This is a genomic window from Methanobacterium paludis (assembly GCF_000214725.1).
Taxonomy (GTDB): Archaea; Methanobacteriota; Methanobacteria; order Methanobacteriales; family Methanobacteriaceae; genus Methanobacterium_C; species Methanobacterium_C paludis.
The window spans coordinates 766,445-788,914 of record NC_015574.1 but is presented as its reverse complement, the minus strand read 5'-3'; the positions used below and the strand labels follow the sequence as shown (position 1 = coordinate 788,914).

Annotated in this window: 19 protein-coding genes; 12 read left to right on the top strand and 7 right to left on the bottom strand. The window is 34.7% G+C overall.

Features of this window, described 5'->3' with window-relative positions; translation table 11 throughout:
- Nucleotides 1–232: 232 nt before the first annotated feature.
- A complete protein-coding gene (locus MSWAN_RS03620) occupies nucleotides 233–1,438 on the bottom strand; it encodes a tetratricopeptide repeat protein (protein WP_013825258.1) in 1,206 nt (401 codons plus the stop codon).
- Between the two features lie 85 nt (nucleotides 1,439–1,523).
- Nucleotides 1,524–8,423, bottom strand: coding sequence for an Ig-like domain-containing protein (locus MSWAN_RS03615; RefSeq protein WP_161597484.1), 6,900 nt, complete (start codon nucleotides 8,421–8,423; stop codon nucleotides 1,524–1,526).
- A gap of 292 nt (nucleotides 8,424–8,715) precedes the next feature.
- Here MSWAN_RS03615 and MSWAN_RS03610 point away from each other — a divergent pair, with 292 nt between their 5' ends.
- Nucleotides 8,716–8,970 carry a transposase gene (locus MSWAN_RS03610; RefSeq protein WP_048187872.1) on the top strand — a complete coding sequence of 85 codons (255 nt, stop codon included), beginning with the start codon at nucleotides 8,716–8,718 and terminating at the stop codon, nucleotides 8,968–8,970.
- 316 nt (nucleotides 8,971–9,286) lie between these two features.
- On the opposite strand, the gene MSWAN_RS03605 is transcribed toward MSWAN_RS03610, so the two are convergent.
- Nucleotides 9,287–9,706: a PepSY domain-containing protein gene (locus MSWAN_RS03605; protein ID WP_013825256.1), complete on the bottom strand. Its 420-nt coding sequence runs from the start codon at nucleotides 9,704–9,706 to the stop codon at nucleotides 9,287–9,289.
- A 300-nt stretch (nucleotides 9,707–10,006) separates the two neighbouring features.
- Nucleotides 10,007–10,423, bottom strand: coding sequence for a PepSY domain-containing protein (locus MSWAN_RS03600; RefSeq protein WP_161597483.1), 417 nt, complete (start codon nucleotides 10,421–10,423; stop codon nucleotides 10,007–10,009).
- Between the two features lie 958 nt (nucleotides 10,424–11,381).
- Between MSWAN_RS03600 and MSWAN_RS03595 the strand changes: the two genes are divergently transcribed.
- From MSWAN_RS03595 to MSWAN_RS03560, 8 genes are all read left to right on the top strand, one after another.
- Nucleotides 11,382–11,636 carry an MJ0307 family thioredoxin gene (locus MSWAN_RS03595; RefSeq protein ID WP_013825254.1) on the top strand — a complete coding sequence of 85 codons (255 nt, stop codon included), beginning with the start codon at nucleotides 11,382–11,384 and terminating at the stop codon, nucleotides 11,634–11,636.
- 146 nt (nucleotides 11,637–11,782) lie between these two features.
- Nucleotides 11,783–12,904 carry a cobalt-precorrin-5B (C(1))-methyltransferase CbiD gene (cbiD, locus tag MSWAN_RS03590; RefSeq protein WP_013825253.1) on the top strand — a complete coding sequence of 374 codons (1,122 nt, stop codon included), beginning with the start codon at nucleotides 11,783–11,785 and terminating at the stop codon, nucleotides 12,902–12,904.
- Nucleotides 12,905–13,096: 192 nt separating this feature from the next.
- Nucleotides 13,097–13,567 carry a cyclic pyranopterin monophosphate synthase MoaC gene (gene moaC / locus MSWAN_RS03585; RefSeq protein ID WP_013825252.1) on the top strand — a complete coding sequence of 157 codons (471 nt, stop codon included), beginning with the start codon at nucleotides 13,097–13,099 and terminating at the stop codon, nucleotides 13,565–13,567.
- 256 nt (nucleotides 13,568–13,823) lie between these two features.
- Nucleotides 13,824–14,132, top strand: a complete 309-nt coding sequence (locus tag MSWAN_RS03580; protein WP_013825251.1) for a hypothetical protein — start codon at nucleotides 13,824–13,826, stop codon at nucleotides 14,130–14,132.
- 378 nt (nucleotides 14,133–14,510) lie between these two features.
- Nucleotides 14,511–16,592: a DEAD/DEAH box helicase gene (locus tag MSWAN_RS03575; RefSeq protein WP_173361660.1), complete on the top strand. Its 2,082-nt coding sequence runs from the start codon at nucleotides 14,511–14,513 to the stop codon at nucleotides 16,590–16,592.
- A 34-nt stretch (nucleotides 16,593–16,626) separates the two neighbouring features.
- A complete protein-coding gene (locus MSWAN_RS03570) occupies nucleotides 16,627–17,163 on the top strand; it encodes a DUF2115 domain-containing protein (protein ID WP_013825249.1) in 537 nt (178 codons plus the stop codon).
- Between the two features lie 114 nt (nucleotides 17,164–17,277).
- Nucleotides 17,278–17,835, top strand: a complete 558-nt coding sequence (locus MSWAN_RS03565; protein WP_013825248.1) for a DUF2115 family protein — start codon at nucleotides 17,278–17,280, stop codon at nucleotides 17,833–17,835.
- A gap of 31 nt (nucleotides 17,836–17,866) precedes the next feature.
- On the top strand, nucleotides 17,867–18,397 hold the full coding sequence (locus MSWAN_RS03560) for a DUF2115 domain-containing protein (protein WP_048187868.1): 531 nt from the start codon (nucleotides 17,867–17,869) through the stop codon (nucleotides 18,395–18,397).
- 56 nt (nucleotides 18,398–18,453) lie between these two features.
- Here the strand turns inward: MSWAN_RS03560 and MSWAN_RS03555 are convergent, their stop codons facing one another.
- From MSWAN_RS03555 to MSWAN_RS03545, 3 genes are all read right to left on the bottom strand, one after another.
- Nucleotides 18,454–18,786, bottom strand: a complete 333-nt coding sequence (locus MSWAN_RS03555) for a HepT-like ribonuclease domain-containing protein (protein ID WP_013825246.1) — start codon at nucleotides 18,784–18,786, stop codon at nucleotides 18,454–18,456.
- 291 nt (nucleotides 18,787–19,077) lie between these two features.
- Nucleotides 19,078–19,632: a LabA-like NYN domain-containing protein gene (locus MSWAN_RS03550; protein ID WP_013825245.1), complete on the bottom strand. Its 555-nt coding sequence runs from the start codon at nucleotides 19,630–19,632 to the stop codon at nucleotides 19,078–19,080.
- Between the two features lie 117 nt (nucleotides 19,633–19,749).
- A complete protein-coding gene (locus tag MSWAN_RS03545; protein ID WP_013825244.1) occupies nucleotides 19,750–20,121 on the bottom strand; it encodes a hypothetical protein in 372 nt (123 codons plus the stop codon).
- 440 nt (nucleotides 20,122–20,561) lie between these two features.
- Here MSWAN_RS03545 and MSWAN_RS03540 point away from each other — a divergent pair, with 440 nt between their 5' ends.
- From MSWAN_RS03540 to MSWAN_RS03530, 3 genes are all read left to right on the top strand, one after another.
- On the top strand, nucleotides 20,562–20,972 hold the full coding sequence (locus MSWAN_RS03540) for a DUF2178 domain-containing protein (RefSeq protein ID WP_013825243.1): 411 nt from the start codon (nucleotides 20,562–20,564) through the stop codon (nucleotides 20,970–20,972).
- Between the two features lie 12 nt (nucleotides 20,973–20,984).
- On the top strand, nucleotides 20,985–21,179 hold the full coding sequence (locus tag MSWAN_RS03535; protein ID WP_013825242.1) for a helix-turn-helix transcriptional regulator: 195 nt from the start codon (nucleotides 20,985–20,987) through the stop codon (nucleotides 21,177–21,179).
- Nucleotides 21,180–21,241: 62 nt separating this feature from the next.
- Nucleotides 21,242–22,009 carry a CPBP family intramembrane glutamic endopeptidase gene (locus MSWAN_RS03530; RefSeq protein ID WP_013825241.1) on the top strand — a complete coding sequence of 256 codons (768 nt, stop codon included), beginning with the start codon at nucleotides 21,242–21,244 and terminating at the stop codon, nucleotides 22,007–22,009.
- The last annotated feature ends 461 nt before the right edge of the window (nucleotides 22,010–22,470 follow it).

Sequence of the window (22,470 nt, the reverse complement as noted above, 5' to 3'; positions counted from 1 at the left end):
TTAGTCGAAATATCTATTAATAATGATAAAACGACCCATATATAAAAGGTTTCTGCAAAACCCTGATGAATGAAAGCACGAAAAAAACTAATTAGAACTGTAAAAATTTACTGTGAGTCAATAAAACTCCAAATAAATAGAACAATAACATTGAAACATAGTTGATAGATGAAGAAACTGTCAACAATTAGGTCAAAATAAATAAGAATTAAAATAGAAGAATTTTGATTTTTTATTGCTTTTTAGTTTCTAAAATATCTTTTCTGGCTTTTAAGGCATCTTCAAAATTAGGATCTAATTTTAAAGCTTTTTCGTAACATTTTAAAGCTTCTTGGTAATTTTCGAGTTTTGTAAATGTTTCTCCTTTGTCATTCCATGCATTAACATAATCTGGATCTATTTCTAAGGCTTTATCAAAAGACTCCAATGCCTCAGGATACTTGCCAATTTCTAGCATGATATTGGCTTTATTATACAATGCTATAGAATCGATTGGATCAATTGCCAACGCCTTATCATAACTTTCTAATGCATCAGAATATTTTCCAAGCTCGGCTAACGCATAACCTTTGCTAAACCAGGTTATAGGATCACCTGGATCAATTTCCAAAGCCCTATCATAACTCTTTACTGCTTCTAAATACTTTCCAAGGGCAGCTAAAGAATATCCCCTATTAAACCATGCTAAAACATGCTTTGGATCTATCTCTAAAGCTTTATCATAACTTTCTACTGCTTCTAAATGTTTCTTAAGTTCTGTAAGAGCACTTCCTCTGCCAGTCCATGCATAAGTAAATTTTGGATTTATCTCTAAAGCCTTATCATAACTTTCTATTGCTTCCACATATTTCTTAAGTTTTGTAAGAATGTTTCCTCTATTATACCATGTTGTAGCATCACTTGGATCAATTCCCAGAGCAGTATCGTAACTCTTTACTGCCTCTGAATATTCCCCAAGCTCCGTTAATGCATATCCCTTATTAAACCAAACACCAAAATAGTTGGGATCCAACTCTAAAGCTTCATCATAACATTCCAATGCTTCCAAATACTCTCCAAGCTCCGTTAATGCATATCCCTTATTAAACCAAACACCAAAATAGTTGGGATCCAACTCTAAAGCTTTATCATAACATTCCAATGCTTCTCGATATTTTTCAAGCTTTACAAATGTGTATCCTTTATTGTACCATACATTAAAATAGTTGGGATCCAACTCTAAAGCCTTATCATAACATTCCAAAGATTCCGGGTAATTCTCAAGCTTTCCTAAAACCACACCTTTACCATACCAAGCATTAGTATAATATAAATCTGTTTGTAAAATTTTGTTATAACATCCTAACGCTTCCTGATATTTGCCCTGTTCAGTTAAGTTATAAGCTTTTTTAATCAGTGAATTCTTCTTAAAACTATCGAATACAGTAACTATAAACACCTCCTTAAAAATTAATATTCAAGTTGATATGAGTTTTTTTAATCTTGTTTAGATGAATTACTATTCCTTTGAATATACTTTTTTATTATTTTAGGTTAAGCAAGACTTCTTCAGGCAAAATTTCACTGATCAAATATGCATTGGCTGTATGAATTCCTGCAATTCCTAAGGCGATATCTGCTGTGCCACCTACAACATCACCTGCCTTACACTTAGCAACCCCTTTATTAATTTTTTTCACAGAATCCTTATAAAGATTCAATATAAATTCACCTTTATCCCCATCTGGTCCTTTTATAGAGCCTCCTTGAGACTTTAAATTTTTAAGTTCATGAGGTACATGTATCACTTCTTGTTTCTGCCCGGAATTCAGTGTATTATAGATTTTAGCAAGTTCAGCAGATTTTTTGTTCAAATATTTGTCATAAAGGCGCTGATATTCTAAGTCAATTGATGCTACAGTTTTGGTAGATACATAACCTTTACTAGGAGATACGTAACCGCTTTTATGTTTACTAGGATATCTACTATAATATGGGGTTCTTTTTGTATATCTAGGGGCATTAACAGTAGTTCTATAACCATGAGGACTATAACTAGGAGTAGACTTATGACTATTCAAATAAGGATCTATCACATAAGTATATACTGCATATCCTACTACAACACCAGCTATTCCTACCAAAATAACTTCACCTGCGCCAGGTATCAAAACTAATGGTGCTGCAGGTGCAAGAGCTTCAAGCCACGTTCCTTTGATGTTCTGCATTTGCTCATTGGTTAACACTGTACCGTTAACTGTGCTGTTAGTTGAATTGTTGGTTATAATCAGTACATATCCACTGTACATTGCTGTGAAATTATCCAATGTCATATTGATGTTTCCAAATGCGGAATCTGCAAGATATACAGTTGTGCCATTGATATTTTTTATAACGCTGAAATGGTAAAGCCCATCCACAGTTAAAAGTATTATATTGCCCTGTTCAAGCTGATCCACTGGTAAAATCATACCAGTTGCATTTAAACCTTTAAGTTGTGCTGCATGTACCAAACCGTACATGGTAGTTCCGGATTTATCTGTTCCAGATAAACTTGCAAGTTCATCTTGTGTTGCATTGACCCCCATGTTATTCATGACTGTGACGAGAGATGCAGGTCCACAATTCCAAATATTAGTCTGTATTATGATTCCAGTGGTGTCTGTCACTGATGAATCAACGATTGCATTATTTGTTATAGTATTTCCAGATATTGTGCTGCTGTTTGACTTGTAGTAACTAATTCCCTCTTCATTATCGATTACAGTGTTTCCGGATATTGTGGTGCTGGTTGAATTGAAGAGATACATTCCAAAGCCATTGCTTTTTACAGTATTTCCAGATAGTGAAGTGCCATTTGATATATTGATGAATATTCCATACCAGTTACTTGTTATAATATTTTCAGACATTCTTGTGCTGCTTGAATTGTAAGAATATACTCCATACCAGTTGTCTGTTACATTGTTTCGGGATATTGTGTTGTTATTTGAATTAAAGATAATAGCCCCATACCAATTGTTTTTGACAGTGTTTCCGGATATTGTGTTGTTATTTGAATTGTAGAGACTAATTCCATAGTTATTAGCTGATATGGTGTTTCCAGTGATGTTGAGGTTATTAGAATAACCTAATATACCATATGAACCTGCAGCTCCAATTATGTTGAGGTTCTGTATGGTTGAACCACTTCCAATGGTGGTAAAAACAGCATTGTATGGATCTGCCGCCTGAACAGTCACATTCGCCCCGGAAACTGGCTTTATGGTAAGTGTTTTATAAACAACAACATTTTCAGTGTAAGTACCATCCGCCAATGTTATAGTATCCCAGTCCAAGGTGTCATTGCTGTTTATGGCAGATTGTATGGTGGTAAATCCTTCATTGGTTCTTGTGTTGTATATTCCAAGCACATTAACACATGTTATGTTAACTGGTATTGTTATGGTCTGATTATCCAAGGTTGTTGAAACATTAGCTAATCCTGCTGCTGAACTACTAATTATTGCCACAGATTTACCGTTTTTGGTGGATACTGGAGTGTTAATGGTTCCAAAGGTGGTGTTGAAACTTATAGGTATTCCATCTGGAAGAGTACTGCCAGAAAATGGACCATCTCCACTAGTTGTATCTTTTCCCTGGTTGTTTTGGGTTAGATCTGCTGTTATTATGTATTTGTAACATGTTCCGTTAGTGTTTGAACGGTCACAGGAACTGGTTACATTAAGCACAAGCCACTGGTCACAGTTCACGGTTCCCCCAGCTATACAAATATCACTCGGATCATTTGAAGATATTTCCAGACTGTTTGAACCCCACCAGTTATTTGTTGCATTTACAGTCCCATTACCCGTGTTATAAAGCCCATATCTACTGTTTGCAACAATTTTGTTGAAATTGATATCCGCTGAAGAGTTTTTGAGATTGATTCCATCCAAACTGTTGTTTGATAGTATATTATTGGAAACTGTGTTGTTACTGGAGCTATTGATACTGATTCCGTAACCATTGTTTGTCAAAGTGTTACCAGCAACCGTGTTGTTATCAGAACCTGTACCGATGAAAATACCATTCAACGTATTATTTGATATGTTGCTATCTGCAATCTGGTTATCAGTAGCGTTATCGACGTATATTCCATTATTATTGCAGGATATTATATCGTCTGAAATCGTGTTATAAAATGAGTTGTTGATGTATATTCCCGCATTGTTTGTAGATCCTTGTATAACAAGATCCTGTATGATCGAACCGCTCCCATCGGTGGTTATGGTAAAAACAGGAAGATTGGGATTTGCAGCTTGAACAGTCACATTTACTGTAGGAATTGACATTATAGTAAGTTCTTTGTTGACAATGACATTTTCTAAAATTGTGCCTATTCCCAGCCCTATGGTTTCACTATTTAATGTGTCCAAATCGTCTATAGCTGCTTGTATACTGTTGAATATTTTATTACTTTGGTAATTATATATTGCATTTGGATTTGAAACAGCTATCCATGGAGTTACAGTAACGTAGTCTGGTAAAGTATTGTTGGTATGGTATGAATTCATGATTTGAGAGTACATGTAGACCAATGATGCAAAACCCATGTGAGTTCCTAGACTGGTCTGGTATGCGTAATTTGGTGCGGTTCCATTGGAGTCCATGAATTTTTTCGCATCTTTTGCAATGTCAATATATTCTGAATATTGAATATCTCCGCTTGTTATGTCCTCTGTGGAGTTTGTTGCATTTCCAATAATTCTAAGAACAATCGAAGTATTTAGATTACTCTCCCTGTTTAACATTGTCGTTGTTAACAATTGTAAGAATTGGGGCATGGTCACTTGTTTTCCAGAGATTGTCACGCAATTTGGAAGTTGGTGGTTCGTTTCCACATAAGATTTAACTGTTCCAGAGGCATTATTTACTTGATCCATACCTATAAATACCGTGTTAAGATTGGAAACAATTGCCCATGGATTAACTGTAATGTAATCAGGTAGTGTTCCGTTAATACTGCCGTAAGAGCCCAGTATTTGTGAGTTCATGTAGATCAATGATTCATAGCGTATGTTTCCCAAGCTGCTTGTTGCATAGTTCGGTGCTTTTCCATTAGAATTCATAAAAGAGTTAACACGATTTGCAATGTCGAGATATTCTGTAGAATTAATATTTCCATTTTTAGCGGTTTCTGAAGGAGCAGGTGCAGTTCCATAACTTCTAGAAATAAATGATGTGCAAAGAGTTCCACTAATATTCAATAGCTCTGCATTTGAGAGTTGTAAGAACTGAGGCATGGTCACCTGTTTCCCCGAAATAGTCACATAATTCGGAAGTCTATGGTTGACCTCAACATAAACTTTCACCTGATCTGCCGCATCATTCACTTGATCCACACTGTAAAATACTGTGTTTGAATTTGAAACAACAGACCATGGATCTACTGCAACATTTTCAGGCAGATAGTTGTTCAAACTGTAATAGTTCAAAAGCTGAGAATATGTGTAAACCAATGATTCGTAACGTATGTTTCCCAAGCTGCTTGTAGCATAATTAGGCGCTTTTCCAAAGACATCCATAAATGTCTGAACATTGCATGCAATATTTACGTACTCTACCTGCCCCATGTTCTTGCTTTTAATTGTTTCTGCAGGATTTGGAGCTGATCCATAACTTTGAAGAGCAGTTGATGCGTCGAAATTGCCTTCAATGTTTAATAGTGTTGTGGTTGAGAGTTGTAAAAATTGAGGCATGGTCACCTGTTTTCCTGACATAGTCACATAATTCGGAAGTCTGTGGTTGACCTCAACATATGCCTTCACTCTACTTGCTGCATCATTCACCTGATCCACACTGTAAAATACTGTGTTTGAATTTGAAACAACAGCCCAGGAGTTCACCTTAATAAAGCCCGGTAAAACATTGTTATTGTTATAAGAACTCATTATTTGTGAGTACATATAAACTAGTGATTCATAACGCATGTTTCCCAAACTGCTTGTAGCATAGTTCGGTGCTTTTCCATTGGAATTCATAAAAGAGTTAACACGATTTGCAATGTTCAAATATTCTGTAGAATTAAAAATTCCATTGGTCATGGTTTCTGCAGGGTTTGGTGCACTTCCAACATTCCCAAGGACGATCGGAGTATTTACATCATTGTTGATATTTAAGACCGTTTTGGCTGATAATTGCAAGAATTGAGGCATATTCACTTGGATTCCAGAAATAGTAACACTGCTTGGGAGACAATGATTTGTTTCTATATATGTTTTTACGCGTTCTGCTGCATCAATTATTCCGCCCGTTGCAAAACTGGTCACATAAGCCGCTACATTGTTGCCAGCCAAATCTTTAAGACTGTTAGTGTGTATTAAAACACTATACTTCCTTCCATCAATTAAAAGATTTTGAGGTGTTATGGTTAACGTGTTACTCCTTATAACTGTAGTAATTGGTACCATTGTCCTATTGCTATTATCCATCAATTCTATCCAGTTAGTTCCAGTTTTAATAGGTTCATTGAAGGTGACTTTAATTATTTTGTTGATAGGCACATTCATAGCGTTTTTAACAGGATCGCTACTGGTTACTAATGGAGCCATACCGTCGGTGTTGAAACGTGTTACATAACCAGCTAAATTGTTACCAGCCAAGTCTTTTACACTGCCTGTGTGTATGAGTAAAGCATATATGGTCCCATTGGTTAAAAAAACAGCGGGCGTTACGGTTAACACGTTACCACAGATAGATGTGGTAATTGGTACCATTGCCCCATTGCCATCATCCATCAATTCTATCCAATCAGTTCCAGTTTTAATAGGTTCATTGAAGGTGACTTTAATGATTTCATTGATAGGTACGTTCACAGCATTTCTAACAGGATCGCTACCTGTTACTAATGGAGCCATACTGTCAGTGTCGAAACTCGTTACATAACCAACTACGTTGTTACCAGCCAAGTCTTTTACACTGCCTGTGTGTATGAGTAAAGCGTATCTGGTCCCATTGGTTAAAAAAACAGCGGGCGTTACAGTTAAAACGTTACCACAGATAGATGTGGTAATTGGTACCATTGTCCCATTGCCATCCACCAGTTCTATCCAGTTAGTTCCAGTTTTAATAGGTTCATTGAAGGTGACTTTAATGATTTCGTTGATAGGTACGTTCATAGCGTTTTTAACAGGATCGCTACCTGTTATTACTGGGGCCATGCTGTCAGTGTTGAAACGTGTTACATAACCAGCTAAATTGTTACCAGCCAAGTCTTTAAGACTGCCTGTGTGTATGAGTAAAATGTATCTGGTCCCATTGGTTAAAAAAACAGCTGGTGTTACAGTTAAAACGTTACCACAGATAGATGTGGTAATTGGTACCATTGTCCCATTGCCATCCGCCAGTTCTATCCAGTTAGTTCCTACTTTTACTGGTTCACTGAAAGTAGTCTTAATAACCTTATTCCCTGGCACCTCGATCTCATTATTTTTTGGATCACTACTAACTATTGTTGGGGCTGTTTTGTCTATGTTGACGTTAGTTTGCACGGTTTGTCTGTCCAGTGAAGTGGTGATCTTTACTGTTCCTGAGGTGGATGCTCCACTGTTAAATATTGTGTTGGTTTTTCCATTTTTGGTGTTAACAGGGCTGTTTATTATGCCTACGTCTGTGGTGAAATTTATTGGTATATCATCGGGAACATTTCCTGAAGAAGATGTATCCTCACCATTGTTATTATGGGTTAAATCTACTGTAACTGAAGAATTACCATTAGTACTTCCAGGGTCGGCAGTCATATTTAAAACAAGCCATGGATTGTAAGTAACTGTATCTCCAGCAGCACAGATATCGCTGGTGTTGTTAGCTGACATTATTGGTTTATTCGTTCCCCACCAATTGTTTGTTGCATTTACCACTCCATTACCAATGTTATAAAGTCCATATTTACTGTTTCCAGTTATTCTGTTGAATTTAACTGTGGCCGAAGAGTCATTGAGACATATTCCAGAATTAGTGTTGTTTATTATCGTATTCATGGATATTGTGCTGTTTAAACTAGTATCAAGATAGATTCCATATAGATTATTAGTTAAACTGTTCTTAGTTATGTTGCATCCTGAAGTTCCATTCAAATAAATTCCATCTGAATTTGTAGCTCCTTTAATTGTGAATCCTTGAATTTTTGTGTCATTTCCAAGTAAATTTATTGTAATAACTGGTTTTGACGAATTTGTGGCTTGAATTGCCACTAATCCATCTTGTTTTGCTTGTAAGGATAATGTTTTGTTTACAACTAGATTTCCAGTGTATGTGTAAGCAGATCCATTGTTATCATTTACGACAATTGTGTCATTACTAGAAGCATTGTTTATAACGGATTGAATATTCTCTCCAGGATTTACGGTCCATGTAGCAGCAGATACACTGATTATGGTTAAAAACAGCGCTAAGCCAAACATGAATACTAATGCAAAATATGATTTTCCATTAATAATAAATCCCTCCATAGTATTATTTTTATATAAAATAATACTAAACTCGTATATAATATTAACGATCAAGTCACTTTGAGGAGTGAAATGAGCCATGCCGTAAAAAATAAAAGAATATACTCAAAGAATCCTTTAATTTAACAAATAACGCTTTTTAATAATGGAGATGCTGAGTCATTAATTATAGTGATGGTTAATTATATATTGGCGGTTGTTATAGTATTATTATGGTGTTTGTATTGATTTGGAGGTCATATTTGTGGTTTTAGGAGAATATAGAATGGTTCAATCTTTTTTAGTACCTTTGGAGTTGACTGAGCTTATTCCAAAGAATCATATATGTTTTTTCATCGCAGATATGGTTGATGAGCTAGATTTTAGAAAACTTGAGAAGAAATATCGATATAGTGCTGGTAAACCTGCTTATTCACAGCATATGCTTATGAGAATTATAATTATGGCTTCCGTAGATGGTGTTTTCTCTTCAAGGCAAATTATGAAACTTACAAATTAAAATTTAGTTTATATGTACTTATCTGGCGTGGAATCGGCAGATTTTAGGACAATTTTAAGATTCAAAATCCAAGCCAGAAGACTAATAGAAAAAGCATTTCAAGCAACCGTACAAACATCCAAGAAATTAGAACTACTCAATTTAGAACATATCGCCATAGAATCTTGAGAATTTCGGCTTCACTCACTCAAAAATCATTCAATGATCGGAGAAAGCTAAAAAAAGTAAAAAAATCTTTATTTTATGATGTGATTAATCTCTTTTTATTTTATGATGTGATTAATCTCTTTTTGATAGCTTGATAGCCATTTAACATCTATCCCATTCCCTCTAAAAATTGACCTGTTTTAGCATCAACCTTGGCACCACCAATGGCTACACCATAAGTAGTACTATTAATCTTAGTATCATAAACTGTAATTAAATAATAAGGATTTTGGCCATTTTGGATTAATTTTGCTTCGTAACGCACGTTGGAAGAGGGTCCTGCAGTTTCTTTAGCGACTTTTATTGCTTCCTGTGGACTAATAAACCCAGAATCACTGGATTTCTGTTGTGTTTCATTATTATCTGTGCTAATATTTGTAGTTACATCAATGGAACTGTTATTATCTAAAACAGAAGTATTTTTATCATTATCCTGTAAATAGCCCTCTAAAATAAAACCACCGACCAATCCTATTACAGCAACAAAAACAAATATAATAATAAGTAATATTTTAACTTTATTATCCATAAAAGTAACCTCCAGAGTTATTATAAGTTAAACAATCCATTAAACAATCTTAATTATTTAAATTGTGTTATAAATGGAATATTTTGGAATATCTAACTCATTATACGTTCATAACAAATTTTAAATTTTGTAACCATATCTCAAATAAAATGTTTAAAAACGAGAATATGGGACACATTAATCAAAAGAAAATAAAAAAATAAATTTTATTGGATTGAATACTGTTCACTATGCTCTGGAACTTATAACTTTGTCTTATTTACAATCTAAATGCCCATTTCATTCTATAACTGCATAGATTTACCCTGTTGGGCCTGACGCAATTGCACCAGTATGTGCATTTATATCCACATCCATAGATTTATCTGCTGGGTTTGGGGTATTTGTTTTTGCTGCTTCTACTTCCGCTTGATTAAATACTTCAACCACATAAACCCCATAGGGATTTAATTCCACACTATTAACACTCCATACTTCTCCTGGACATTCTTCTTCTGCATATTTTAATGCAAGATTCGCTGCTTGAGTGGCGGTTATTATACCATTACTTGATTTTTTGTTGGTAGTATTTTGTACACTTTGACTTTTAGTTACTCCTTGACTTTGATTTACTGTGCTATTAACTGCGGGAGTTGTGTTATTTGTTGTATCCACGACTGAATGGTTATTAATTTGATTTCCAATCACTAATCCTACAGTTAAACTAAGTGCTGCCACTAAAATCACACATGCAATCAAAAGAATTTTTGTTGTTTTTTCCAATTTTCCAAACCTTCTTTAACTGTAACTTAAATACACATTAAATACTATTAAAGAGAATTACTCCTCTTCTATATTATTTCATGTGCTTATGTTCTTATTTTAGAAATTTAAGTTAGTATTATTAATATTTTTGCTTTTAAGCCAATATAAAAATTGAGGATATAGATTACATGAATAAAAATGTTCCTATTTATTATTGCATTTAATACGTCCTCAGTATGCAGAGTTTTAATACGGGCTTACACAATGATTTATTAATAAAATGAAATTGTTTATTAATGTTAAAGGAAAAATAATAATAGGATTAAATGGAGTTTCATACCACAAAGGTTAAACCCGACTAAAATTGGGAGTTTATATACATTATAAAGGACTAATAATACATATAACATCTGAATGGTACTGAAGCTTAAAGCAGTTATAATGGACAAAAACAACAAGATCAATTTAATCCAACCGTAAAATGGTTAATTAATCCATAGATTGTGTTTTAAGTTATACAAACGATGTTAACAATGATATAACTAGTAAACCCATGAATTAGATAATTTCGTATCAAGCTGCAGAAAAGTATAGTTTGAAAAGAGTTATATCGAACGTTGTAGAGGGAAAAGTATATACACAACACATCCTAAAGACCTAAAAGCTTATAGATGATACAACATGGTAACAGTGACCGTACAAAAACACGCCCAAGATTTTCTGTTCCCTATGGTTGCAAAAAAACAGGCGTAAAGTAACACCACTTAAAAAAGCTTAATACCTCAAAAAAACATTCAATCAAGTGCAATGTTCATTAGAAAATGGAAACTGAAACAACATGCAAAAAGAAGCCACAAAGTACCATTTTAAGTTAAGTTGTTTAAAGATTATATCTAATTAAAGAAAGATCTATTAAATACGAGGTGAAAACATGGTAGTTAAAGTTGAAGTATTTACATCCCCATCATGTCCATACTGCCCAATGGCCATTGAACTGGTGGAAGAAGTTAAAAAAGAGATGTCAGAGGACCTTGAAGTTACAAAGATCGATATATCCATCGACCAGGAAAAAGCCAGAGAATACGGATTAATGGCTGTTCCTGCAATCGCCCTAAACGGTGTTGTGAAATTCGTAGGAGCACCAAGCAAGGAAGAGTTAGTGGAAGCTATCAAAGAAGAAAAATAAAATTATAAGGCTTAAAATAAGGGAGGATATAAAAACATAATTCATTATGGACCTAAATCAGGAATGACATAATTCATAAGGACATAATTCATGTTTATATTAAACCTAAAATAGAAGCCTAAAATTAAAAAAACTACGACAGTAACATGGAAAACAACGACAGACCAACAAACACTCTCCATATCGAGGGAAATGAATACGGGATCACAACAGGAAGTGCAGCAACTGCAGCTGCAGTTGCAGCTCTCTTATCCATAAAGGAAGAAGTAAAACTTGTTAAGATCAAAACACCTCTTGGAGAACTCGAAATCGACGTTGAACATTCTGAAAAATTAACGGAAAACTCAGGAAGGGCCTCCGTAATAAAACGGCCCTACAACGACCCTGACGTTACAAAAAATCTTGAAATTTTTGCAGACGTTACGATGAGTAGTAGCCCAGGGATAACCATAAAAGGCGGTGAAGGCATTGGAATCGTTACTAAACCCGGCCTTCAAATTCCTGCAGGTGAAGCTGCAATAAATCCTGTCCCACAGGATATGATACGATCAAACCTTCAAGACACACTTAAAGAAATATTTCCCAATATAAAAGGAGTTTCTGTTACAATTAACGTTCCTAAAGGTCGAGAAATAGCCAGAAGAACTATGAATCCCCGTCTGGGGATAGTAAATGGAATTTCAATTCTGGGGACAACTGGTATTGCAAGGTCAATGTCATCTAAAAGTTACAGAGAATCCCTTAAATGTCAGATAGATGTTGCACTGGCCCAGGGATATGAAAATCTTGTTTTTGTACCGGGAAACATAGGGGACAAACTTGCCCGGAAGATTCTGGATGTTGATGATGACCAGATAGTCCAGATGAGCAACTTCGTTGGATACATGCTCTTGGAAGCATCAAATGCAGATGTGAAAAGGATAGTTCTCTTTGGACATGCTGGAAAGCTCATTAAAATAGCCGCAGGGATCTTCGACACCAAACACAGCGTTGCAGACGGGCGGCGTGAGATAATAACCACATATACCGCGCTTGCAGGTGCAGATACTAATTTAATAAAACGCATTTTTGAGTCCAATACAACAGAGGATATGATCGACATTCTAGATGAAGAAAATCTTGTTTATCCTGTCTTTAATGGCATAGCTAAAACTATTAAAGATCTATGTCATGAAAAATATGAAATGGACTTCGACGTTGTAATAGTAAGAATGGATGGGACTGTTTTAAACCAGAATCATGAAATTGAAGTAAAAAGGGTTAAATAAATTTTTTTCGAGAATTATTTATATTAACCAAATTTTATCTAGTTAACTAAATTTACTTTAATTAACCCAATTAGAGTAGTTAATCCAATGTTAATAGTTCAAATTTATCCAAATTAACCATTGAGGGGTTATGTTTTTATTAATCAATATATAATTTTATAGTAATCAAAATTAAAGGCAGGTGATGGACATATGGTGGAAAAAACATTTACACACCTTACAGAAGGGGGTGTCCACATGGTTGAAGTTGGTGACAAACCCGTTGTAAAAAGAAGTGCAACTGCAAGGGGCAAAATAAATCTTAAAGAAAGTACTTTAGACCTGATAAAAAAAGAAGAAATAAAAAAGGGTAATGTACTCACAACAGCCCAAATAGCAGCCATAGGGGCTGTTAAATCAACACACCATCTTATCCCACTTTGCCACTCACTGAGGATAACCGGCGTGGAAGTTGACTTTAAAGTTGGTTCTAAATCCATAGAAATGAATGTATCAGTTAAATCTGTTGGTAAAACAGGAGTTGAAATGGAAGCACTTACAGGAGTGAGTGTTGGACTTTTAACAATTTGGGACATGGTTAAAAGTGTTGAAAAAGATGAAAACGGCCAATATCCATCAACAAATATTTCAGATATAATCGTTGTCAAAAAGAAGAAGAACTAAAGTACATTCCCTTAATTAATCCTTTTTATTCCTCCTATTAATCAGTTTATTTATATACTAATCATTTTTTTTATCTTTTAATTCATCAATTTTAACAGCTTAATTGCATTTTTTAACCCGTTTTAGTAGTTAATTATATTAATGAGTAAATTCAAGATCAAAGACTTCATACGAAGATAATAAAATTTAGATAAAGATTCAGATAGCTATTAAATAAAAAAAATGTTTATAACAATTTTTTTTAGAAGGTGAAAAATTGAATAAAAAAGCTTGTTTGGCCGTCCTTATCTTCATATTATTAACGGCAACATTTGGGGCTGCTGTAGCTGCAAAAAATTCAAATACAACATGCAGAAACAACAGAATTGAATTTTGCTCTGAAGAAGTTATGCATAATCCCCTAATGGGACTTGGAAGTTCCAATCTACTAAAAATTCAGCAGTTAGCTATACCTCCCTTTGAAATAGGAATGTCAAAGGTAGGAGAAATATTAAAAATATTTATTCTGAGCTCTTTACTCGGTTTCAGTTTTGTAATGGCAAAGAGAAGTAATTTAGAATTTTAAAATTCTTCTTCAAAATTTTTAGGTTTCTTATTTTGACTATCTAAGACTAATAAACCTTTTTACTTATTTAATAAACGTTGCTAACCTTTTATTTATTTACTATGCTGTGCTAACCTTTTATTCAACAAATGATGCTGGACTTTGCTCATTTAATAAGTGATACTAACATTTAGAGTATTTAACCTCAAATTTGATCCTATAACCCTGTAATTTCCTTATTCAGTTAGTATTCAATTTTTAGGATTCATTGAAAACCATATATATTTTAATGTCTTTATCCCTAGACAATCATACTATTAATTAAATATTACAATTTAAAATTTGAAGTTTAGTTTTTAATAAATCATGATTTTAATATCAAAGATCTTTTAACAGGGCCTGATCAAAATGGACACTTTAAAGAGCGAGATTAAGGACATAATTAAAGAATGTTATCCCCAAATAAAGGAGCTGAACCCTGCCCAGAAGGCAGTTGTTGACTCTGGATTCGTTGAGGACACCACCAACTACATAATAGCAATACCAACTGCCAGTGGAAAAACACTGCTGGGAGTTATGGCAGCTTTAAACACCATATTAAACGGCGGCAAAGTCGTATATGCTGTTCCACTCATATCCATCCAAAACGAAAAAGTTAAGGAATTTAAAAAGTTTGAAAAATTTGATATCAACGTTGGAAAACATCCTTCATCATCTGACCTGGCCGTTATGGTCTTTGAGTCCTTTGATGCCATCACACGTTTTTCATGGAACACCTTACGTGAGATAGACCTCCTTATTGTGGACGAATTTCATATGATTGGTGAGTACTCAAGAGGCCCAACCATAGAATGTGCAATAACCCGTTCAAGGATATTGAATCCTGGCATGAGAATCATAGCACTTTCAGCAACTCTGCAGAACATGCCTGAGCTATCCTCATGGTTGGATGCACATGTTGTTGAGCATGATTACCGTCCGGTACCCCTTTACAAGGATGTGCTCACAACCGAGGAGATGGAGACCAAAAACAAAAACGATGTTATTTTACGCGTTTTAAATACCTCCATCAAGGAATCATCCCAGATACTGGTCTTCGTGTCAACAAGAAGGTTCACAGAGTCCCTTGCAAATTACATAGCTGGTAAGATAAAACGGAAAATTCCAGCTGACAAAAAAAAGGCCTTCAGGGAAGTTGCAGAAAAGATACTGGATGTGCCTAAAAAGAGGGGTTCATTACCAACTGCAGTGTGCCTGAAACTTGCAGAATGCGTTGAAAGTGGAATTGCATTCCACCACGCAGGCCTCTTCGACAAGCAGAAGGAAATAATTGAGGAAGAATTTAGGGAAGGAAACCTTTATATGATAACAGCCACCCCCAGTTTGATGTACGGTGTGAACTTACCCTCTAAAAACGTTGTTATAAGGGATTACACTCGCTGGACAAGCCAGGGCCCCCAGCCAATCCCAGTCTTCGACTACGAGCAGATGTCAGGAAGGGCAGGCCGTCCAGGATATGACACAGAAGGGTACTCCTATCTAATTGCAAAGAGCGTTGATGAAGCCTACAACCTTAAAGACCATTATGTATATGGAGAAATAGAAACAACCCATTCAAAGCTTATCGAAAACAAGGATGCTGTTTACAAACAGATAATAACTCAGATAGCCTCCACACTTGCAAGAAATCCTCAGGATATACTTGAGTTCTTTGGTAGCACATTTTACGGGTTCCAGATGAGCAACAACGAGTATTTATCCGCATTTTCTGCAGATTCTATGGAGTACGAAATAAACCAGGCTCTGGAATTCCTGATACAAAATGGAATACTCCAAACAACCCCAGAAGGAATTAAAACAACCGAATTTGGGATGTTAATAGCCAAAAGCAACTACGCAGTTAAAACCGCAGTTAGACTGAGGGAATTTGCAAAAATGGATGGAGAAATAGACATCCACAAGCTCATATATGAAATAAGCAAAACCCCTGACATGCCAATGATATCCTTCAAAGGCCGTAAAAGTAAAGAGCCTGTAAGGGAACGGTTGAACAAAGAAGGAGTATTTATAGTGGACATTGGAAACAGCGAGGCCACTGCAGCAACCCTTATAGAATGGATGAATGAGAGGAATGAATACGAAATTGAAAACGCCTTCAACGTCTACGCGGCTTCAACAAGAAGGTCTTCATATGAGGCATCACTGCTTGTGAAGTTCTTCAAACGGATCTGTGAAGTTCTGGGTGTTTATTCAGGCTTAAACTCACTCGATGTTTTATCTGCAAGGCTGTACTATGGAGTAAAAGACGACATAGTTCCAATGGTTGTAAGTATCAAACGTTTAGGCCGTAAAAGAGCCAGGGCACTTGTAAATGCTTTTGGAGCTGATTTAAAATCTGTTACAAAGGAAGAGCTTGTTAAAATAGATGGTATAGGACCTAAAACTGCTGAAGCCATAATGAACAGGTATAAAAGTAACTGATTATTAAAAATTCACTGAAAAATTGATGATTAAAATGTTAGAAATCGAGAAATTATTCGATCTTTCCCAGGAGATTAAAAAGACAGATCTGCTGGTTGTTTTAAAAGAAGAAGTCTCAAACATCCATATAACTGATATTATGAGGGCCTCTGCCTTTTTAAAAGAAGATGCTAAGTATGTGCAGGCCAGTTACAGGGAAGGATATAGAAAAGCTTATGTGGAAGGATTTATTCTGCGCATAACAGATTTAAAAAATGATAAATCTCAGCATGGAGGTTATGTGGATTTAGAAGAGTTTAAAAAGGCTTTGAATCTTCTAGGGGATCAGAGAGCTCAGCTTGAAATTGAAGGAAATTTTGACCCCTGTTTTTCTAAACTGTACGTTACCATGTCCCTTTACACAAGTTTCATACTTGAGGAACCTATCCATGTTGTGGGAACACCATTTCCAGGAGGTTTTGAGGTCAAGTTCCAGGATGGTGAGTATCTCTGTCCTGTAAAAGACAAACAGAAGGATAATCCTGGTGCAGTGTGCGGTTTCTGTATTGCCAAGCAGGAAGAGGGCGTTTAATGAAGAAAAACATTTAATAATTCCATATCATATAATGGCATAAACTTGGGCACTAAAATTCAAATGGAACAACATTTGCCAATAGATTGTAGATAAGGTTAAGCGGGATTAAAAATGGCAGATAAAATCGAAGAACTTGATCTGGGTGAAAAAATCAGTGCAGATGAACTTCAGTCAGTTTTAAAAAAAGAAGAGCTTGTTGAGATACTTAAAAATGATGCTGACGACATTTCAATAAGGGACTTAATGGAAATTTACACCAACATGCTTAAGGAAGGAAGATACGTTCAGAAGAGTTACCATGAGGATTACATAAGATTTTATATTAAATCTTTTTCAAAATATTTAAAAGGTTTAAAAACTGATGAAACTCCTTACAACTCATACGTGGATATGGAAAAATTAAGAGGTACCGTGGAACATCTGCAAAAAATGTTTGAAGAGTCTGAAAGGGATTCAAGCCCGGGTTCAAAAAAGATACTCTATTTAACATCCATATATTCGACTTTTGTACTGGAAGAACCAATTCATATCGTTGGATCACAGTTCCCGGGGGGTTTAAAAGTTAAAAAGAATGGTGAAACTTACCTATGCCCAGTCAAGGATAAACAGAAGGAAAGCCCAAATGCTCTCTGTAAATTTTGTATTGCAGAGCAGGAAGAAGGCGTTTAATATTCCTAAAAATAGGTTAAGTGGGATGAAAATGGCAGATAAAATCGAAGAACTTGATCTAAACGGGAACCTCAGTAAAAATGAACTTCTGTCGGTTTTAAAAAAAGAAGCATACTGCATCCATATTATAGATATCATGATGGCAGATACTTTTTTAAGGGCCGATGCAAGGTACGTACCTGCCAGATATCGTGATGAACTCCTTAAAATATCCACAAAAGCATTTTTCACGAGGATAAAGGATATTAAAGATGATAAAAAACATTACAAAGGAAATGTGGATGTTAACAAACTAAAAGAGTTTCTAAATGCCCTAAAAAAGCAGAGAGATGATGCTAAGGTTAATATGGAGCTTTGCTTTCTCAAAATCGCAAGGATAATCTCTGTTTACACCACCTTCATCCGTGAAGAGTCCATACACCCTGTTGGAACACCATTTCCCGGTGGTTTCAAAGTCAGGTACGATGATGGAAATTACCTATGCCCTGTCAAAGAGGTTCAGAAAAAAAATCCCAATGCACTCTGCAGGTTCTGCATATCCAAGCAGGATGAGAGTGTTTAACTTTGGCCTTTTAAAAATAAAAATAAATTAATTCATTAAAAAAATATCTTCGATGATTACTTATTTAAATCCTTTTCTATCTCTTGTTCAACTTCAGGAAGTCCTGTTTTTATAAAGTTCCACATGAGATCCCATTGAACCCCGTTATCAATGTTAATATATTTCTCCATCAATCCCATGATCTTGTTCCAATCAATATCAGAATGATTATCTTTAAAATCTTCTGAAACACTGTTAATGGACTCGCCCATAACTTCAAAGCTTCTCAAGCAGGTTTTCTGAAGTAGAGGGTCCTCCATTAAATTTTCAGGCCCTACACCCAGGAACTGTTCCCTTAAAAAAGATATCTGATCCAAAATATGTCTCAAGAACATTTCATCTCTATTCACAACACACACCCCTTTTTTTTAAAATTTTCTTTTAAAAAAGCATATTTTATCTATTTTCTATTTTTAACTAAGTTTTTAGAGGATATTTAAAACGTTTATGATTACACAAATGATGAAATGACTTCCAATTCAAAAAGTTATGTTACTTTATTGTATCTTATAATATTAGTTGTTGTTGATCAAGATATATACTTAATCCTAACTTTATGGTTGCCCGTATGATCTTAAAAGAGAATGAAGATTGCTGATTGCTCCAACAAAAACCCATTTTTTACTGATCTATATCTGCAATTATTCTTTACTGATCTTATCTGCAATTGAATTTAAAGATACAAATTTATCAGCAAATTGTATGAATTCCTCACTTATTCCCTCATTTAAGAAATAAGCTATTTCAACCCGTTTACCTCGTCTTTGAACCTCTTCAATTGCCCTGAAGTAATCGTAGTCACCTGAAACAATGATAGCTGTATCGTACTGGTTGTCCATTGCAAAGGATATAAGATCAGTGGCAAGTGCAATATCAACACCCTTTTCAACCTGTTCAGTTGTCTGGTTTTCCATTCCACAGTACTCACATTTCACAGTCACACGGTGGGTTTTAAGGGGAATTGCAGAAACTTTGAAGCCGTTGTAGCGGAGCATGTCCAGAAATCGTTTCTGGCCTGCAAACCTTTCAGAACTTTTCGCGGGGATGGCTCCATAGTGGTGCACATCCACAAGTTTTCTGCCTGCTGTTAGCTCATCCCTTAGTTTTAATAGGTCTAATTTGTAGCCTTTTTTGTAGTTGTTACATCCATGGAAGAGGTTTGCCCCATCTATGAATATCATGACACATTCCTGCATTTAAACAATCCCCAGATATTAAATAGATTTTGAGTTTTAATTTTTAAGTTTTTCGTGACGAAAGTATACAAATGAATTATTAAATCTTTAATTTGATTAGTATATTTATTAAAGTTATTAAGGACTTAATATCTTTTTAACTCTTTCTTTAATCTCTTCTAAATCATCTGCCAGTGGAATTTCAATGAAAACCCTGTCCTCTGTAGGCTTCAAAAAGTCAGAGTCTTCTAAATCATTTAATTTATCAGTTACATCTTTCAATGTGACTTCCTCACAAACCTTCAACTCTTCTGCAATCTTTCCAGCTACCATGTCCAGGTAATCATCAAAGGACTTATGATATTTTGAATCTTTATCCACATAATCCAGAAAGAATCTCTTGCTGTTTGGTGAAAGACTCACTGTATAAATGGTCTGATCCTTAATCTCGTCAGCTATTTCCTGGAACTTTTCTTTAACCTTTCTTTGTTTTTCTTCTAACTTTACCATTTTTCTGCCTCTAATGTAAATATGGATTGGTCCTGCACTAATATAAGTTACATAAAAATTTAAAATACGATTAATTATCATGAATTGGAGAGATATCACTTCTTTTATCTACAATCATTGTTTCAGGAATTTACTCTAAGCAATAAACATGTTTGTTTCTAATCATATCCCTCTACCTATAAAACTTTGTCGTTTAATCATTTCTGAGGAGATTGAAAGAGAATTTCAATTGAAGATCAAACTTTCATTTTGATTCTTATTTAGGTAATAATTCCTGATAATAAATGAATTTGATAATTAAAACTTAAAAAGTACCATAGATTAGTTTACGCTTCTAGAAATCCATTTCTAATTCCATTGCAGCATAAGTAAATAAACCATTACATATAGTAAATTATATATAACATTATGTAAAGTATACTATACAAGAGGTGAAGTTTATGAATCTAAAAAATTTAAAAAATATATTAATCATAGCATCGGCAATTCAAACTGTTTTGTGGGTTGCAGGATTAGTATTGGCAAATGTTACATTAGTTGTACTAGCCTTAATAACTGCGATAGCAATTCTACCTGTAGTCTACATCCATAGAAATGATATCACAGAAATGTTTCAAAATAACGATGAAATTGTAGAAGATGAAAGAACCCAATTGATCAATGAAAAATCTTCTACAATAGCTCTTGGGGCGTTTATTGGGACGATAATTTATGTAGGATTGATTATAGTCTCCCTGAGAAATGTTTATCCCCAATTTTTAGTTACAGGTTACGTTTTATTAATAACAGCACTTTTTGGCGTTACATTATCCATCATATCACGTACATACTACAAAATGAGATATTTATAGGGACAAAAAATTATGAAAAATAAATTAAAAGTATATCGAGCAATGCATGACCTAACTCAAGAGGAATTAGCAAAAGAGCTCAAAGTAACTAGACAAACTATCATTGCTATTGAAAAGCTTAAATATGACCCTTCGTTAGGTCTGGCCTTTAAAATAGCCAGATTTTTTAAAGTACAGATAGAAGATATCTTCCAGGATGATGAATGAAAAATCCTTGATGATGAATGAAAAAAATATTTTGATATATTCTTCAAAAGAGGTGAGTTATAATGAAAATTAATATCAACTGGAAATTATTTGTTGTTCTTCTTATTGCAAGTCTTATTACAACTTTAATGGTTTTACCATATACTTTAGCTATTAGTCCGGGTTTAACAGAAATTTTCACACCTTTCGTACTAATTGCACAATTAATACAGACATTGGTAATATTTTCAATAGCCATCTTCATCGGTTTATCCTTATATAAACGTGTCGGATTCAATTTACCCATATTGGAAGGTTGGTTAGAAGGTAAAAAAATAAGAAATTATCTGAAATCAATATTAGGTATTTCCATCGGTCTGGGAATTCTATCAGGTATACTAATTATTTTATTAAGTTTCCTTTTTACACCAGTATCCAGTATTTTCCAGAATGCAGAAATATCTGTACCGATTTGGAAAGGATTTTTAGCATCTTTTTATGGGGGAATAGGAGAAGAGATATTACTTAGATTATTCTTGATGACCTTAGTCGTATGGATAATTTTCAAAATTAAAAAAACAGCAGATGGAAAACCAACTGATATCGGTATCTGGTTGGCCATTATTATCACGGCCGTTATATTCGGTCTGGGACATCTACCCATAACCGGCACCCTAACTTCCATTACACCCCTAATAATTGTTAGAGCCGTTTTACTCAACGGAGTTGGTGGAATAATATTCGGATGGCTTTACTGGAAGAAAGGATTAGAATCTGCAATGATAGGCCATTTCTCCGCAGATATAGTATTACACGTTATGTTTCCCCTCGTATTATCTCTGCTGATATAAGATAATGGATGTTAAATTAAACCTAAAACAAAAGCAAATCTCAATATTGAGTAAACCTGGGAGTCCGTGTACTCTGTGTACGGTTTTAGTACTTCCAGGTGCAAACTCTTATTTTTTATTTATTTAAAGAAATTTGCAATCCAATGATAGATAATGCTTATTTTTTTGAGCTCTTTCCTAAATTTATTCCTTTTTATTATCCCCAATTTTTGGCTGACTCATAAAATTTGGAGGTAAACTAACTTTATATATTTGAAACTTCAGAAAATTGAACAACAGTGAGTAAGTCCTTTCGAAAGAATGAGGCCCGTGGACACGGGGTGGGACAAGTAGGAATGGGTTCACCTAATACTTACTTCTTTGACAAAAAAAAATTATATACTAAGTTACTAATTCATTATTACAGGTAAAACCTAAAAGTCAGTGTACCTTGAGGTGCACGCCTTTAGTACTTCCAGGTG

Coding starts and splice junctions, on each gene's coding strand:
- MSWAN_RS03615 (WP_161597484.1), bottom strand. CDS start 8,423: ATGTTTGGCTTAGCGCTGTTTTTAACCATAATCAGTGTATCTGCTGCT.
- MSWAN_RS03605 (WP_013825256.1), bottom strand. CDS start 9,706: ATGGATAATAAAGTTAAAATATTACTTATTATTATATTTGTTTTTGTT.
- MSWAN_RS03595 (WP_013825254.1), top strand. CDS start 11,382: ATGGTAGTTAAAGTTGAAGTATTTACATCCCCATCATGTCCATACTGC.
- cbiD (WP_013825253.1), top strand. CDS start 11,783: ATGGAAAACAACGACAGACCAACAAACACTCTCCATATCGAGGGAAAT.
- moaC (WP_013825252.1), top strand. CDS start 13,097: ATGGTGGAAAAAACATTTACACACCTTACAGAAGGGGGTGTCCACATG.
- MSWAN_RS03570 (WP_013825249.1), top strand. CDS start 16,627: ATGTTAGAAATCGAGAAATTATTCGATCTTTCCCAGGAGATTAAAAAG.
- MSWAN_RS03565 (WP_013825248.1), top strand. CDS start 17,278: ATGGCAGATAAAATCGAAGAACTTGATCTGGGTGAAAAAATCAGTGCA.
- MSWAN_RS03560 (WP_048187868.1), top strand. CDS start 17,867: ATGGCAGATAAAATCGAAGAACTTGATCTAAACGGGAACCTCAGTAAA.
- MSWAN_RS03550 (WP_013825245.1), bottom strand. CDS start 19,632: ATGCAGGAATGTGTCATGATATTCATAGATGGGGCAAACCTCTTCCAT.
- MSWAN_RS03545 (WP_013825244.1), bottom strand. CDS start 20,121: ATGGTAAAGTTAGAAGAAAAACAAAGAAAGGTTAAAGAAAAGTTCCAG.
- MSWAN_RS03540 (WP_013825243.1), top strand. CDS start 20,562: ATGAATCTAAAAAATTTAAAAAATATATTAATCATAGCATCGGCAATT.
- MSWAN_RS03535 (WP_013825242.1), top strand. CDS start 20,985: ATGAAAAATAAATTAAAAGTATATCGAGCAATGCATGACCTAACTCAA.
- MSWAN_RS03530 (WP_013825241.1), top strand. CDS start 21,242: ATGAAAATTAATATCAACTGGAAATTATTTGTTGTTCTTCTTATTGCA.